Source organism: Amycolatopsis sp. NPDC051903 (assembly GCF_044452505.1).
GTDB lineage: Bacteria > Actinomycetota > Actinomycetes > Mycobacteriales > Pseudonocardiaceae > Amycolatopsis.
Window position 1 is genome coordinate 261677 of the sequence record NZ_JBITBT010000004.1, and the last position, 13861, is coordinate 275537.

The window sequence follows — 13861 nt, forward strand, 5'->3', positions numbered from 1 at the left end:
GCGTCACCTCGCCCTGGCGACGATCGTGAGCAGGTCTTCGAGGTCGCTCGCGAACTCGGCGTCGCCGTCGACGTCCGGGAGCGGGCCGAGGCGGTGGTGAGCGGGCAGGTCGGCGGGGCCCAGCGCGACGCGGCGCGAGCGCGCGAGGCGGCTGCCCGCGGTGAACCGGCCCTCGACCTCCGAGAGGACGAAGCCGAGGACGAACGTCGACAGCAGGCGTTCGAGGCGCGGGACGTCGGCGTCGGGCACGCCCGCGGCCAGCAGCGCGGAGTAGACGCGGTCGACGTACCCGAGGGAGTGCTCGGACGGCGCCGGGCGCGTGAACAACAGGCTCGCGACGGCGGGGTGGGCGAGGGCGACGGCGCGCACTCCCCCGGCGAGCTCGCGCAGGCGGGCGAGCGGTGCGAGGTCCGCGTCGGGCACGGGCAGCAGCGTGAGCAGGTGGGCGGCGAGGCCGTCGAGGAGATCGTCCTTGCTGCGGAAGTAGCCGTACAGCGCCATCGGGGTGAGGCCCAGGCGCGCCGCGACGCCGCGCATCGAGAGGGCGGGCAGGCCGCGTTCGGCCGCCAGGTCGAGTGCGGCACCCAGGATCTCGGACCGGCGGGCGGTCTTGAGCTTGCGCACCCCGCGCAGTGTGCCCGCGGGCCGGCCGGTCTACAGCGTAGATCGGCGAGCGGAACCCGATCGAGGGACACGCCGCAGCCAGACCGTGGTGTCAACCGTCCACTGTGGCCGGTGGGCCGCTTCGCTGAACACGGTTCACCCCGGCGCGCCGCGGAGGCGGTTGCCCATCGCGATCACGGACCCCATATCGTTGCGCGGCAGCCATTCGGAGGTGGAACGCGAACGTGCCCGAAGTCGACTACTACGCGGTGCTCGGCGTGGGGAAGACGGCGTCGCCCGCGGAGATCAAAGCCGCCTACCGCCGGCTGGCGAAGACGCTGCACCCCGACGCCGGCGGCACCGTCGGCACGTTCCAGCTGCTGCGCGAGGCGTACGACACGCTGAGTGATCCCCGCGCTCGCGCCGGGTACGACGCCGGCATCCCGGCCGTGCACACGCGCCCGCCGGCCAAGCCGAAGCGCCGCCGGTTCAGCGAAGAGCCCGGGTTCGTGCCGGAACCGCTGGACCTGGTGCCGGACGAACTCGAGTGGTGGGAGTTCGCGGCCCAGGACCCGCGCATGCGGCACGGGCGCCGCCGCGGACCGGGGCACACGCCGGTGGTCGCGGCCGTCGCCGGGCTGGTGCTGGTGCTCGCGCCGCTGCTGTTCGGGGTGGACTTCACGCCGCCGGTGCTCGTGGTGTGGCTGGTGCTCACGGCGGGCACGGCGCTGCTCGTGCAGCGGCTGGCCCGCGGCTACCTCGCCGCGCGGCGCGCCCGCAGCGAGTTCGCCGCCGAATTCGGCGGCGGCGCGGTGTTCGGCAGTCCGGGCGTCGAGGCCGACGAACTCCCCGAACGGCTCACCGCCGACCTGCTCGAGCGCTACCTGACGCGCCTGCCCGGCGCCCGCATCTTCCACGGCCTGGCCTGGCCGGGCTCCGTCTTCGCCGACGTCGACCACGCCGTCCTGTGCGGCAAGCGCGTCGTGCTCATCGAGTCCAAGCAGTGGCTGCCCGGCCACTACGAAACCGCCGACGACGGCCGCCTGCTCCGCAACGGCCGCCCCTTCCGCGGCGGCGGCTCCCGCCTCGCCGAAAGCCTCACCGCCTACCGCACCCTGCTCCCCGGCGTGGCCCTGCGCGGCGCGATGATCGTCTACCCGAGCCGCGCGGGCGCCCTGACCACGGCCGACCCGGGCCCCGAACCCGGCCCGCCGATGACGCCGGAGCAGTTCCTGCACGAGATCGGCACCTGGCTGTCCGCCGAACCGTCCACTGTGGACCACGACGCGCTGCGGACGATGCGCGCGCAAGTCGTCGGGAGCGGCCGGGCCGCCTGACGGGCGGCAGCCGGTGCGTTGTTGTGCTACGAGCGCGGTGGTGGTGGCCGGAGCGCATGAACCGGCGACTTTCGCACAGGCGATGCGAGCCGATGCACGTCAAGCGTCCGCTCGCGATCACCAGACCGCGCCCGAAGCAACAACACCGAACCGACTTCCCACATGCGGCGGCCGACCGGCCCCGATGCGACCGTAGCTCGCTCCACTACAACCGCTCGCGATCACCAAGTCACCCCGAACAGCGGCAATTCGAGTTGTTCAGTCGCACACACCGCGCTACCAACCGCGCTGGGTGGTCGCGCAAGAACCCTGAACCGGTGACCTTCGCATACATCATGCGAGCCCATGCACCTCGAACGTCCACCAGCGATCACCAGACCACGCCCAAAGCAACAGCACCAAACCGACTTCCCACACATGCGGCGGCCGACCGGGCCACGATGCGAACGGGGCCCGCTCCGTCGCAACCGCTCACTGTCACCAGGTCATGTCGAAAGCGGCGATTCCACTTGTTTCAACCGCACCCACCGCGCCCTCAGCCGCGCTGGGTGGTGGCGCAAGAACCTGAACCGGTGACCTTCGCACACCCCATGCGAGCCCATGCACCTCGAACGTCCACCAGCGATCACCAGACGGCGCCCGAAACAACATCACCGAACCGACGCCCCACATGCGGCGGCCGACCTGGCCACGATGCGACCGGGGCCCGGTCCGCCGCAACCGCTCACTGTCACCGAGTCACGCCGGACAGCGGCGATCCGAGTTGTTTTAACCGCACCCACCGCGGTCTCAGCCGCGCGGGGTGGTGGCGTGAGAACTTGAACCGGTGACCTTCGCACAGACCGTGCGAGCCGATGCACGTCAAGCGTCCGCGAGCGAGCGCCAGACCACGCCCGAAGCAACAACACCGAACCGACCTCCCACATGCGGCGGCCGACCGGCCACCATGCGACCGGAGCTCGCTCCACCACAACCGCGCGCGCTGTCACCGAGTGACGCCCAAAGCGGCGATTCCACTTGTTTCAACCGCACCCACCGCGCCCTCAGCCGCGCTGGGTGGTGGCGCAAGAACCTGAGCCGGTGACCTTCGCACAGACCATGCGGGGCAACGCACCTCAAGCGCCCGCCAACGATCACCAGACCGCGCCCGAAACAACAACACCGAACCGACCATCCCCTTACGGCGGCCGACCGGCCCCGATGCGACCGGGGCTCGCTCCGCCACAACCGCGCGCTATCACCGAGTCACGCCGGACAGCGGCAACTTGAGAGCCGTGTCAGCCGCACACACGACGTTCTCAACCGCGCTGGGTGGTAGCGCAAGAACCTGCGCTGGCGACTTTCGCACAGACCGTGCGAGCCGACGCACGTCAAGTGTCCCCCAACGAGCATCAGAACGCGCCCACAGCAACAACACCGAACCGACTTCCCACATGCGGCGGCCGACCGAGCCACGATGCGACCGAGACCCGCACCGCCACGAACGCTCGCTGTCACCGGGTCACGCCGGTCAGCGGCGATTCGAGAGTTGTGTCAGCTGGACACACCGCGCTCTCACCCGCGCTGGGTGGTGGCGCGAGAACCTGAGCCGGTGACCTTCGCACACACCTTGCGGAGAAACGCACCCCGAGCGCCCGCGAAAAGACGCCGTTCACAGCGCCGCGACGCGCACTCGCGGCGGCTGGACCCCGCGCCCACGTAGACCGGGCGAGCACCGCAACCGCCATACTCGGCACAGTGCGCCCCCACCACCTCACCGGGCCGGTGACCGCGTGAACACCGTGGCCACGCTCGGCACCGTCCTGCTCGTGTACGCACCCGCGGCCGTCACGCCGGGGCCGAACTTCGTGTTGATCGCGCACACGGCGGCGGCCGGGTCGAGGCGGGCGGCGCTCGCGGTGGCGCTGGGCGTGGTGGTGGCCGGTGGGTTGCTCGCGACGGTCGCCGTGTTCGGGGTGGGGGCGGTGCTCGCGGCGACGCCGTGGCTGGCGACGGCGCTGCGCGTCGTCTGCGGGCTGTACCTGGCGTGGCTGGGCGTGCGGCTGTGGCTGAAAGCCCGGGCGCCCGAAGGAAAACCGCCGCCGGAGCGGGGGAACGCGTTCGGGCAGGGGGTGCTGAGCAACGTCACCAACCCGAAGGCCGCGGTGTTCTTCGGGAGCGTCCTCACGGCGACGTTGCCCCCGACGGAACCCACCGCGACGAAGGTCGCGGCGATCGGCCTGATCGTGCTGGCGTCGGCGACGTGGCACCTGTCCGTGGCGCTCCTGTTCTCCTCCCCCGCCACGCAGCGCTGGTACGACCGGGCGCGGCCGGCGCTCAACCGCGTGGTCGGCACCGTCCTGGTCGTGCTCGGGGTGGCGCTGGCGGTCGCGGGGTGAGAGCGAAGCCCCCACCCCGCGAACCGGATCAGCGCCGCTTCGCCGCGCGCGCCGAGTCGGTGCAGACCTCACCGACGTCGACGGTCTGGCCGCGGTCGAGGTAGACGTCCGCGATGCCGGCCAGCTTGCCCTTCGCCGTGGTGCAGGTCAGCTGGTAGGCCTCCTTCGACCCGTACGTCGGCGGCACCGGCGACGCGAACGAGACGCCCCCGGTCCAGTCGTCCACCTGCGCCGGATCGGCCTGCGCGTAGTTGACCATCACGGCCCGGTAGTCGCCGGCCGGCGGGTCGAACAGCACGGCGTGCTCGGACGTCGTGCCGCCGCTGGCCGACGACGTCACGAGGTTGCCCGCGGCGTCGTACACGTACAGGTCCCAGTCGGTGTCCGGGTTCGCCCAGTTCACGTCCACGCTGAACCGCCCGTTGTCCACCTGGGGCAGCCCGTCGACGTGGAACGTGAAGCTCTCCGACGCCTGGTCGTCCGGGTACGACTGGTTGATCGGCGGCACGCCCGCCGGGTTCGCCACCGCGTACCCGGCCTGCGCCGGACCCTGCGGGTCGCGCCCGTAGCGCCCGGCGACGTACGGCCGCGTCGACGGGTTCACCGACCACGCGAACCGCCCGCCACCGGAGGTGTACGTGGAGTTCAGGTTGTCGGTGACGTACAGCGGCGGCTTGGTCGAGCCGTCGGGCTGCACCACGGGCGACGTCGGCGTCTGGAACGTCTTGTGCAGCTTCAGCTGATAACCCTTCGGCGCCGTGCCGATCAGCGTCGAGTGCGCGGCCGGGTCGGCGGTGTTGCGCAGCATCTCCACCAGTGCGCCGCTGTTGCCGCCCTTGCCCGCGCCGGACGACGGGGCCAAGCCCTCGTACTCGGCCACCACACCCACTTCGTACGGTGTGTGGAACCCGGCGCCACCGATCTCGATGGTGAAACCCCAGCCGCCGGTGGCCCAGTAGGACCAATCCTCCGTGGTGCCGGTGGTGTCGTACAGCATCCAGCTCGGTTCGTTCGTGTACCCGTTGTGCGCGGCCAGCTTCGCGCCGAGCGCCTCGTACGCCGGGTCTTCGAGCGGCGGCCGGACGTCGGCCACACCCGGCGGCCGCAGGACGAGCGCCGCGTTGGTGTGGAACGTGATCAGGTTCGTGACCTGCCGCGACGACACGATCGAACGCACGTTGCGCGATTCCGGTTCGCTGAACGGCGCCGAACCGCGGAACGTCTCACTGCTCCACGTCAGGCCCGCTCCCCCGCCGCCCCAGAAGCCGGCGTAGTTGCGGTTCGGGTCGGTGCCGCGCTGCGCGCCGCCGGGATTGGCCTTGCACACGCCCGTCGCGTACTGCGGCGGGGAATCGGCGGCGTTGCAGTTCTTTCTCTTCATCTCGTAGTCGAACCTCGTGAAGTCCCCACGGGGTTCGGCTTCGCGGGAGATCGAGAAGCCGTCGGGGTTCACGATCGGGACGACGATGTTGCGCGTCCTGCCGACCAGGCCGCGCAGCTCGGTGTCGTGGGCGTAGCCGTTGATCAGCTGGTAGGCCCACTCCATCGCGGTCTCGCCGGCCGGCCACTCGCGCGCGTGGTGCACGCCCATGGTGAAGTCGACGGGCTTGCCGTCGGCGGTGTTGGCGACGTCCGTGGCGATCTCGAGGCCGACGACGTCACGGCCTTCCCACGTCGGCTCGGGGAGCGTGAACGCCTTGACCAGCTTGGGGTTCTTGCGCGCGAGCTCCTTCATCTCGTACTCGTAGTCGTAGAGGTGGCGGTAGCTCGTCCGGCCCGAGGGCAGGGCCGACGCGGCCGTCTTGGCGGCGTACTCGCGGTCGGCTTTGGCGTCGCGGATCGACTTCGCCGACAGGTCCGCCTCGACGACGGTGGACTTGAGCCCGCTCGCGGCGAGCGTGCGGCGGTCGGCGTCGCCGGCGAGCACGACCTCGATGCCCGTGGCGTCGCCCTTCTCGGTGACGTCGAGACCGAGGCCGAGCAGCTTGTCCTTGTCCGCGCGAGACGGGGTGTGCACGCGGACGAGCTCGGCCTTTTCGGTCGGCGTTCCCTGCGGGGTCAGGGCGAGGAAATCGACGCCGAGGCTGACGTTCTTGCTGTTGCCGGCGTAGCGGCAGCCCTGGACCACGAGCTGCTGGCCCTTCTTCACGAAGCTCTCGGCGAGCTCGTGGCTGCGCAGCGCCGCCGAGGCGGCGACGAGTGCGCCGGTGGATTTGTCGAACACGGCGAGGTCCCAGTCGCCCTCGGCGCCGGCACCCGGCGTCAGGCGGGCCTGGACCAGGCCGTCGACCGTCGACGCGAGCTCGCGGCGGTCGGTACCCGGTGCGCCCTGCGGTTGCAGGGCGGCGAAACACGACCGCGTCACGGCGCGGTCGGCGTGCAACACGTTCTGCGCGGCGGTGGCCGACGTCGGCAGGGCGACGACCGCGCCCGCCACGACGCCAGCCGCGGCCAGCAGGACCAGCGGTCTCCGTCTTCTGGCTGTAGGTGAACTCCCCACGATCACGGACCTCCCAGGGGCCGAGCCGGGGCCGGGACGCTCCGGCAGCGAACGACCATATCGGCGCAAATCGCCCCGGGTAACCTCCGGAAGTACTGGACCAATCGGCTCACAGCGGGCACATGGGGCCGGTGGTTAATCTCGAAGGATGACGACCCTCGCCCAGGACCGCCGCCCCGTGGTGCTGTCGATCGCCGGCATCACGCTGTTCGCGGTCGGCGCCGCCCTGGTCCTGCTGCTGCAGCTCGTTCCCCCGACCGACGAGATCAGCGTGACCAGCCGCACGATCAGCGAGTACGGGTTGTCGGACAACAAGTGGGTGTTCGACCTCGCCGTGGTCCTGGTCGCGGTCGGCTCCGCCGTGACGCTCGCCGTGCTGCGCCTGCAACGCCGGCTGCCCGGGGTGTCGGCCGTCTTCGGTGCACTGTGGACGATCGGCCTGCTCGTCATCGTGGCCTTCCCGAAGACCAACTGGGCGAGCGCCACCGGCTCCGGCGCGGGTGGCACGCTGCACCGCGTTGCGAGCGTCGTCGCGTTCGTGTGCCTTCCGCTCGCCGTGCTCATCGCCGCGCGCACGACGTTCCCGCGCTCGCCTCGCCGCCGCTTCGCCGCCCGGCTGCTCGCCGTCCTGTCACTGGGCTGGTTCGGGATCATCCTGGGCGCCGTCGCGGTCGCCGCCGTGAACGACGAGCGCTGGTGGCAGCTCATCCCGCTCGGCATCGTGGAACGCGGGATGGCATTGACGGAACTCGTCGCGCTGGCCGCGCTGGCGGCGCCGGTCAGAGTTCAGGCGCCGGACGAACCGGCACCCGCCACACCCTGACGCGGCCCTCGAGCAGCGATCAGAACTCGTCGCCCTGGCCGAGTTCGCGCTCGAGCTCGTCGGCGCGAGCCACGAGCATGCGCAGGGGCCGGCCCAGCTCGTCCTCGATGTCCAGCGACGCGAGCGGCACGGTGTGCTTGATCAGCGCCACCCCGTCCACGATCGCGGCCCCGCCGACGCCTTCGGCGCCGACGAGCTCCAGCAGGCGGCGCAGGTCGACGCGGTCGGCCCAGCCCACGGGGGACGACAGCTCGGCCCAGGCGACCCCGCTGTGGTCGGGCAGGAGGTGCACGGTCGCCTGCTGGGTGCGGCCGTCCTCGGTGGGGAGGCGGAAGCGCAGCCAGCCGTCGTGGTCTTCGAGCACCTCGTAGCGCAGGCGCACGAAACTGGTCACGTCGTTCCAGATGGTCACGGTCGACACCTCTCGCCCCTCGGACACGGGCGCCAGCTTATCGGTCGGCCGACAGCGGGCGCCCGCCCGAGGTCACCCCGCCGTGGAGACGGCCGCGAGCACCGCGTCGAGCGCGCCCGGGTCCTCCATCGCGCTGGTGTCACCGCTCGGCCCGCCCTCGACGAGGACGTCGCGCAGCAGGCGCCGCATCGTCTTGCCCGTGCGGGTCTTCGGCAGCGCGGTGACGGGGTAGACGCGGGCCAGCCGCGCGTACCCGCCGAGTTCCGCGCCCACCCGGCGGATCAGGTCGTCGGCGACGGCGCGGGCGTCCGCGCCGGGCAGCAGTGTCACGAAGGCGACCGGGACCGTGCCCTTCGTCGCGTCGGGCACGCCGACCACGGCGGCCTCGGCGACGCGGTCGTCGGCGGTCACCACGCCCTCGATCTCCATCGTGGAGATCCGGTGGGCCGCGACGTTGATGACGTCGTCCGCGCGCCCGAGCACCCACAGGTGACCGTCGGCGTCGAGCACCGCTTCGTCGTTCGTGCAGTACTTGCCCGGGTACCGCGTGAAGTACGCCGAGAGGTAGCGCTCGTGGTCGTGCCACACGGTGCGGGCGAGCGTCGGGAACGGCCGCGTGATCACCAGGTTGCCCTTGGTCCCGGCGGGCACGGGCACACCGTCGTCGTCCACGACCTCACAGCCGTGGCCCGGCAGCGGCCGCCCCGCCGAGCCGGCCTTGAGCGCGTCGACGCCCGTCACGGGGTAGGTCCAGGTCGAGCCCGTTTCGGTCTGCCCGTAGGCGTTGACGATCGGCACGCCGAGCCGGGTGAGGCCCCAGGTGAACGTGTCCGCGTCGAGCGGCTCGCCCTGCACGGTCACCAGCTGCAGCTTGGGCAGCGGGTGCGCCGCGCGCAGCTCTTCGCCGAACGAGCGCAGCATCCGCAGCACGGTCGGTGCGGCCAGCACCTTCGTGACCTCGTGGCGTTCGCAGAACTCGTAGAACCGCGCGGTGGTCGGGGTGTCGAGCGCGCCCTCGTAACACGCGATCGTGGTTCCGCAGGCCAGGCCGCCGATCACGGCCTGGATCGGGAAGGTCAGCCACCCGACGTCGGCGGCGACCCAGTAGACGTCGCCCTCCTCGAGCCCCGCCTGCCAGTACGCGTTGGCCCACGTGCCGACCAGGAACCCGGCCACCGAGTGGACCACGCCCTTCGGGGTCGACTCGGTGCCGCTGGTGAAGATCAGGAACGCGGGGTCGTTCGCCTCCAGCGGCACGGCCGGAGTGCCGTCGGGGTGCCGCGCGACCAGGTCCGCGTACGAGACTTCACCGGATTCCAGTTCCACGGCGCGCCCGGTGCGGTCGAGCACCACCACGTGCTCGAGCGAAGGCAGGCCCGCCCGCGCCGCGCGCAGCGTGTCCAGCAGCGGCACGAGCTTCCCGCGCCGGTAGGACGCGTCGGCGACGACCACCGCCTTCGCCCCGGACACCTTGAGCCGCGCGGCCACGGCGTCCTTGCCGAACCCGGAGAACAGCACCGTGTAGATCGCGCCGATCCGGTTGCAGGCGTGGATCGCGGTGAACGCCTCGACGAGGTTCGGCAGGTAGATCGCGACGACGTCGCCCTTGCCGATGCCGAGTTCGAGCAGGCCGGCGGCGAGCGAGGACGACTCGCGCGCGAGTTCGGCGTAGGTCACCGTGCGGGTGTCCCCCGGCTCGCCCTCCCACACCACGGCGGGCCGATCGGCCGTCGCCGGGTCCTCGGCCCACCGGTCGACGCAGTTGTCCGCGACGTTGATCAGCCCGCCGGTGAAGTACCGGAAGTTCGGCAGGTTCCCGGTGCGCACCTCGTCCCACGGCCGGGTCCACCGCTGCCGGCCCGCGACCCACGCCCAGTACTCGTCGGGGTCCCGGTCGTGCAGCGCCCGCGCCCGCGCGATCTCCGCGGCCCGGTCCGGTGAGCGCCACCGCTCGGGAAGCTCCTGCACCGGAACGGAGATCAGCTGTTCCACGCTGTCGGCCACGGGTCACACTCCTTTGTGTGTCGGGATGGGTGCGTCGGGATCCTGCGTCGGGCCGGGGTTCGTCAGACGGCGAGCCCCAGCGAGCGGGCGATGAGCATCCGCTGCACCTCCGACGTGCCTTCGCCGATGGTGAGGATGCGGGCGTCCTGGTGGTGCCGCGTCGCCGCGGTTTCTTCGATGAAGCCGTACCCACCTTGCAGCTGCGTCGCCACGTACGCAGCTTTGTTCGCCGCTTCGGACGCCACGAGCTTCGCGGTCGCGGCGGCTTCGCGGATCGGCAGGCCGTGGTCGTACTTCCACGCGCCGTCGTAGGTCAGCGTCCGGGCTGTGGCGGCGAGCGCGGCGATGTCCGCGGTCTGGAACGCGACCGCCTGGTGGTGGCCGAGCGGCCGGCCGAACGACGAGCGCTCCGCGACGAACCGCAGCGTGTCGGCGAGGCAGCCGCGCGCGAGCCCGGCGCTCATCGCGGCGATGGGCAACCGCGCCCAGGTGAGGAATTCCAGCGCGTCGCGGTACCCGTGCCCCGGTTCGGACAGCAACGCGTCGCCCGGCACGCGGACGTCGTCGAAGAACAGCGGGTGCGTGTCGGACGAGCGCCAGCCCAGCTTCGGGTACGCCTTGCCGACGGTGACGCCCGGCGCGTCCAGCGGGACGAGGAAGGCCGACACCGGTGGCCGGCCGCGGTCGCCGTCCCCCACCGCGGCCATGAGGATCACGTACCGCGAGAACGGGGTGCCGGAGTTCGTGATGAACTGCTTGGCACCGTTGATGATCCAGCCGTCGCCGTCCTGGCGCGCGACGGTGCTGATGTTGCCGGCGTCCGATCCGCCCGAGGGCTCGGTGAGACCGATCGAGATGAACGTTTCGCCGGTCGCGGCCAACGGCAGGATCTCGCGGCACAGCTCGGGCCGGTCGGCCGCGAGGTGGGCCAGCAGCGCCGCGCAGATCGCCTGGACGTGCACCGTCACCGCCAGCGATGAGTCCACCGTGGCCAGTTCCTCGATCGTGAGGCACAGGGTGCGCAGGTCGGCACCCGCGCCGCCGAACTCGGCGGGCACGAGCAGGCCGAAGACCCCGAGCTGCCCGGCCCGCCGGACCAGGTCCGCGTCGAAACGCGACTCGATGCTGCGCCGGCCCGCCTCCGGGGCGACGACCTCGGCCGTGAACTCCCGTACGGTGTCCCGCCACTGCAGGTGCTCCGGCGTGAACGCCCACGGCAGTTCGTACCCGTGGTCCACGACGTGGCCACCCCGCACGGCGTTCGCGGTGGTCGCGGTCATTCGGCATCACCCGTTCTTCCGATCCTGCGGCCGCGCTGGGCCATCCGGAGCAACGGTAGGTCGGGCCCGCTCCCCGCAGATACCCACGAGCGGGGGTGGTGAAGCGGCTCAGTCCCGCTCGGCCAGGAACGGCTCGACGAGCAGCCCGGCGAGCTGGTCGGCCAGCTCGCCCGGCCCGAGCCCACCTTCCGGGTCGTACCAGTCCGGCAGGTAGGCCAGGGTGCCGTAGGCGATCTCCAGGCACAACCGCGTCTTGGTCCGATCGGTGCCGAGCTCGCGCGCCGTCTCCTCGAACAGCCGCGCGTGTTCGCGGCGCAGGCTCAGCACCGCGTCGGCCAGCCGCTCGACGCTCACGCGCGCCTTGAAGAAGAGCGGGACGTACTCCGGGTAGTCGCGGACCTCGATCAGCACCTGTTCGCGGAACAGCAAGCGCAGCCGCCGCGCCGGGTCGGGTTCAGCCGCGGCGATCGCGCCCAGGCGCGCGGACACGTCGGCCGCGGACTTGCGCAGGCAGCGCAGGAACAGCTCCTCCTTGGAGGAGACGTAGTAGTAGAGACTGGCGCCCCGCAGGTCGAGCTCGGCCGCGATGAGGTCGAGGTTCGTCCCCTCGTAGCCGTGCTTCGCGAACACCCGCGCCGCGACGCGTTCGAGGCGCGCCAGTCGGTCGGCGCGCTTGCGCTCGGCCCGGGTCACCGGCACGTCTTCGGTCCGCCCGGTCATCGGCTGCCTCCTGCCCCGCGCGAGCGCCGTCACGGTAGCAAGCCGGCCCTGCGCGCGCGGTAGACGGCTTCGCCGCGGGTGTGACTGTCCAATTTGGCCATCGCGCTCTTGAGGTAGGACTTCACGGTCTGCACGGTCAGCCCGAGCCGGCGGGCGACGTCGACGTTGCCGTCCCCCATCGCCACGGCCGTGAGCACGTCCAGCTCGCGCGGCGACAACCGCACCGGCAGGTCTTCTTCGGCCGGCCGTCCGGACAGGCACGCGCCCAGCTCGCGCAGCCGCCGGCCCACCGCGGGATCCGGCACGGCCGCGGCGAGCTCGGCGAGCTCCGACGCGACTTCCCGGACCGTGAGCTGCTTCGGCGGATCCTCGCGCAGCGGCGCGGCCGACCGCTTCACGAGGTCGACAGCGCGGTCGATGAGGCGTTCGCCGAACACCACCGGCGTGCGCGCGGCGCCGTACACGACGAAGCGCACCGCACCTCCGCTCGTGACGGGCACGGCGAACATCGCGCTCAGGCCCTCGCCGGCCACCGCGCCGTCGAAGCGGTGCGTGATGCCGCGCGCCGCCACGTAGTCCTTGACGAACACCGGCCGGCCGAGCGCGATGCAGCGGCCGCCGACGCCGTCGCCGATCGGGATGACCAGGTTCCGCAGCAGATCGGTGCGCGCGCCGTCGAACCGGTCGAGCACGAAGGTCCCGGCGCCGCCGTCCACGGAGGCGGCGAACGCGACGTCGACGTGGTCCAGGGACCGCACCGCCCGAAGCACGCCGGCCACCCGGCGCCGCTCCTCGCCCGGCATCCGCGCCTCCTTCCCCGCCGATCGCCGGTAGCTGAGACCCAGCTCACTTTACGGAGTCATGCCTAGGTTTTCTAGTCGTGACTTGAAAACTCAGGCGCCCGTCCGGGCGAACATGAACCGGGTCACAGTGGTGGCGCCGGCCCGCACCGGTATCTTCCTGAGCGGGCGCTTAGTCAGGCAGACTGCGTGCCCGACCGCTTCTTGCTCAACGACGAGAACGACGAGGAGGTCCTCGTGACCGATTCCCCCTCCCGAGTTGCCATCGTGACCGGTGCCGGCCGCGGCATCGGCGCCGCCGTGGCCCGCCGCCTCGCTGCCGACGGGTTCGCCGTCGGACTGCTGGACCTCGACGAGTCCGCGGTGAAGGCCGGCGCCGAGGCGATCGTCGCCGAGGGCGGCAAGGCCGTCGGCGTCTCGCTGGACGTCAGCGACGCCGACCAGGTCGAGGGCGCCGTCACGCGCGTCGCCGAGGAGCTCGGCGCGCCGACCGTGCTGGTGAACAACGCGGGCATCACCCGCGACAACCTGCTGTTCAAGATGACCGAGAACGACTGGGACTCCGTGCTCGGGGTGCACCTCAAGGGCTCGTTCCTCATGACCCGCGCGGTGCAGAAGTACCAGACCGAAGCGAAGTGGGGCCGGATCGTCAACCTGTCCAGCACGTCCGCGCTGGGCAACCGCGGCCAGGTCAACTACTCCGCCGCCAAGGCCGGCATGCAGGGCTTCACCAAGACGCTGGCCATCGAACTCGGCAAGTTCGGGGTCACCGCCAACGCGATCGCCCCCGGGTTCATCGCCACCGACATGACCGCGGCGACCGCGGAGCGGCTCGGCATGGACTTCGAGGACTTCAAGGCCGCCGCCGCGTCGCAGATCCCCGTGCAGCGCGTGGGCACCCCGGACGACATCGCGCACGTGACCTCGTTCCTCGTGAGCGAAGGCGCGGGCTTCGTCTCGGGCCAGGTCATCTACGTCGCCGGCGGACCGAAGGACTGATGGCC

General features: G+C 71.7%; 11 protein-coding genes. 4 read left to right on the forward strand and 7 right to left on the reverse strand.

Annotation, left to right across the window (positions count from 1 at the left end):
* Window positions 1-3 precede the first annotated feature (3 nt).
* On the reverse strand, window positions 4-624 hold the full coding sequence (locus ACIA77_RS12220) for a TetR/AcrR family transcriptional regulator (RefSeq protein ID WP_395885890.1): 621 nt from the start codon (window positions 622-624) through the stop codon (window positions 4-6).
* A 224-nt stretch (window positions 625-848) separates the two neighbouring features.
* Between ACIA77_RS12220 and ACIA77_RS12225 the strand changes: the two genes are divergently transcribed.
* A complete protein-coding gene (locus ACIA77_RS12225; RefSeq protein WP_395885891.1) occupies window positions 849-1940 on the forward strand; it encodes a DnaJ domain-containing protein in 1092 nt (363 codons plus the stop codon).
* A 1772-nt stretch (window positions 1941-3712) separates the two neighbouring features.
* Window positions 3713-4318, forward strand: coding sequence for a LysE family translocator (locus tag ACIA77_RS12230; RefSeq protein WP_395885892.1), 606 nt, complete (start codon window positions 3713-3715; stop codon window positions 4316-4318).
* A 28-nt stretch (window positions 4319-4346) separates the two neighbouring features.
* Here the strand turns inward: ACIA77_RS12230 and ACIA77_RS12235 are convergent, their stop codons facing one another.
* The gene (locus ACIA77_RS12235; RefSeq protein WP_395885893.1) at window positions 4347-6818 is read right to left on the reverse strand and encodes a M14 family zinc carboxypeptidase; all 2472 of its coding nucleotides are present in this window, start codon (window positions 6816-6818) and stop codon (window positions 4347-4349) included.
* A gap of 148 nt (window positions 6819-6966) precedes the next feature.
* Here ACIA77_RS12235 and ACIA77_RS12240 point away from each other — a divergent pair, with 148 nt between their 5' ends.
* On the forward strand, window positions 6967-7641 hold the full coding sequence (locus ACIA77_RS12240; RefSeq protein ID WP_395885894.1) for a DUF998 domain-containing protein: 675 nt from the start codon (window positions 6967-6969) through the stop codon (window positions 7639-7641).
* A 19-nt stretch (window positions 7642-7660) separates the two neighbouring features.
* Here the strand turns inward: ACIA77_RS12240 and ACIA77_RS12245 are convergent, their stop codons facing one another.
* The 5 genes from ACIA77_RS12245 to ACIA77_RS12265 form a co-directional block, all read right to left on the reverse strand.
* Window positions 7661-8053, reverse strand: a complete 393-nt coding sequence (locus tag ACIA77_RS12245; RefSeq protein ID WP_395885895.1) for a hypothetical protein — start codon at window positions 8051-8053, stop codon at window positions 7661-7663.
* Between the two features lie 72 nt (window positions 8054-8125).
* Window positions 8126-10057: an AMP-binding protein gene (locus ACIA77_RS12250; RefSeq protein ID WP_395885896.1), complete on the reverse strand. Its 1932-nt coding sequence runs from the start codon at window positions 10055-10057 to the stop codon at window positions 8126-8128.
* 62 nt (window positions 10058-10119) lie between these two features.
* Complete coding sequence (locus ACIA77_RS12255) at window positions 10120-11337, reverse strand: acyl-CoA dehydrogenase family protein (RefSeq protein WP_395885897.1); 1218 nt, start codon at window positions 11335-11337, stop codon at window positions 10120-10122.
* 108 nt (window positions 11338-11445) lie between these two features.
* Window positions 11446-12057: a TetR/AcrR family transcriptional regulator gene (locus ACIA77_RS12260; protein WP_395885898.1), complete on the reverse strand. Its 612-nt coding sequence runs from the start codon at window positions 12055-12057 to the stop codon at window positions 11446-11448.
* A 29-nt stretch (window positions 12058-12086) separates the two neighbouring features.
* Entirely contained in the window at window positions 12087-12860 is a 774-nt protein-coding gene (locus tag ACIA77_RS12265; protein WP_395885899.1) for a LuxR C-terminal-related transcriptional regulator, read from the reverse strand.
* A 234-nt stretch (window positions 12861-13094) separates the two neighbouring features.
* Here ACIA77_RS12265 and fabG point away from each other — a divergent pair, with 234 nt between their 5' ends.
* Complete coding sequence (fabG, locus tag ACIA77_RS12270; protein ID WP_395886201.1) at window positions 13095-13856, forward strand: 3-oxoacyl-ACP reductase FabG; 762 nt, start codon at window positions 13095-13097, stop codon at window positions 13854-13856.
* Window positions 13857-13861 lie beyond the last annotated feature (5 nt).

Coding starts and splice junctions, on each gene's coding strand:
- ACIA77_RS12240 (WP_395885894.1), top strand. CDS start 6,967: ATGACGACCCTCGCCCAGGACCGCCGCCCCGTGGTGCTGTCGATCGCC.
- ACIA77_RS12255 (WP_395885897.1), bottom strand. CDS start 11,337: ATGACCGCGACCACCGCGAACGCCGTGCGGGGTGGCCACGTCGTGGAC.
- ACIA77_RS12265 (WP_395885899.1), bottom strand. CDS start 12,860: ATGCCGGGCGAGGAGCGGCGCCGGGTGGCCGGCGTGCTTCGGGCGGTG.
- ACIA77_RS12260 (WP_395885898.1), bottom strand. CDS start 12,057: ATGACCGGGCGGACCGAAGACGTGCCGGTGACCCGGGCCGAGCGCAAG.